At 71.1% G+C, this 1272-nt stretch carries 1 protein-coding gene and 1 pseudogene; both read right to left on the bottom strand.

Annotation, left to right across the window (positions count from 1 at the left end):
- Nucleotides 1–835 (bottom strand): MFS transporter (locus BACI9J_RS22295; RefSeq protein WP_159736608.1); only part of this gene is annotated, 835 nt, incomplete at its 3' end.
- 82 nt (nucleotides 836–917) lie between these two features.
- Nucleotides 918–1272: pseudogene (locus tag BACI9J_RS22300) on the bottom strand (hypothetical protein); the annotation flags it as partial.

The raw sequence follows: 1272 nt of genomic DNA on the forward strand, positions 1-1272 counted from the left end.
TGCCGAAGTAGTTCACGATCCAGGCGATCGAGAGCACGACGGTGTTGCGTGCGTACCGTCGGCCGAAGATCGCCCGCAGCGGGTTCGGACCCTCGTCGACGATGCCGAAGCGGGCGGCGACCTCGGTGGCCTCCTCGGTGCGACCGGACTTCCGCAGCTGCCGCAGGTACGTGTTCAGACGGTGCTGCGGCGTCTCCTTGATGCCCTTGCGCAGGAACAGCACGAACAGCGCCGGGACGGTGGCGATGAGGAACGCGAGCCGCCAGGACTCCTGTCCGAACAGCCCGTTGATCCCGGCGATGAACGCGGCCGCGAGGAGCGCGCCGATCGGCCACCCGGTCTGGACGAGGCTGTAGAAGAAGCCGCGACGCTTCTTGACGCCCTCGAGCTCGGTGAGCGCGAAGACCTCGTTGAGGTAGGTGGAGTTGACGGACTGCTCGGCCATCCCGAAGCCGCTCAGGGCCCGGAAACCGACGAGCGAGGCGACCCCCGTCGACGCCGCCGTCAGCAGCGAGGACAGGGCCGCGCCGCCGATCGTGATCATCATGCCCCGGCGCCGACCGAGTCGGTCCACGAACAGACCGACGAGGACGACGACGACGAAGACCCCGACGCTCACGAGGGTGTTCGCCAGCAGGGCGGTCTGCTCGTTCCACCCGAAGTCCTCGGCGATGCGGGGGAGGAGCGTGCCGAACATGATGAAGTCGTAGACGGCGAGGGTCCAGGCGAAGAACGCCAGCGTCGCGCCGCGCTTGGTCTCCTTCGGCCCGATCGTCGGGAACGTCCCGGTGGCGAGCTCGAGGTCCTCGGGCTCGTGGATGGTCGTGGTGGACATGGTCTTCCTCTCGGTACGGCGGTGCGGCGCTGCGACGGTGTCGCGGCGCGGGCTGACGGGCGGAGGCGGAGCGTCGGTGCGGTCAGGGTTGTCCGGTCGGGGATGAGCCCCGGCCGTGGGCGTCGAACGCCGCGTGGATGCGGTCGTCCGGGGCGTCGAGGGCGAGCAGCGCGGCCAGCAGGAGGCGCGCCTTGAGGCCGTCGAGGGTGCCGGCGGGGACGAGTCCGGCGCCGAGCAGGTCGATCTCGCCGCCCGCGAAGCCGTACGTCGTCGTGAGCGTCGCGCCGGCGCCGGTCCGCGACGCCAGCACGACCGGCATCTGCGCGGCGAGTGCGCGGACGGCATCGACCGTGCGCTCGGCGACGTGCCCGCCACCGAAGCCCTCGATGACCGCGCCGCGGTACCCGAGTCCGTCCAGGGTCGACAGGACCCGGCCG

The organism is Arthrobacter sp. 9V (assembly GCF_902506065.1).
Lineage (GTDB): Bacteria > Actinomycetota > Actinomycetes > Actinomycetales > Micrococcaceae > Arthrobacter.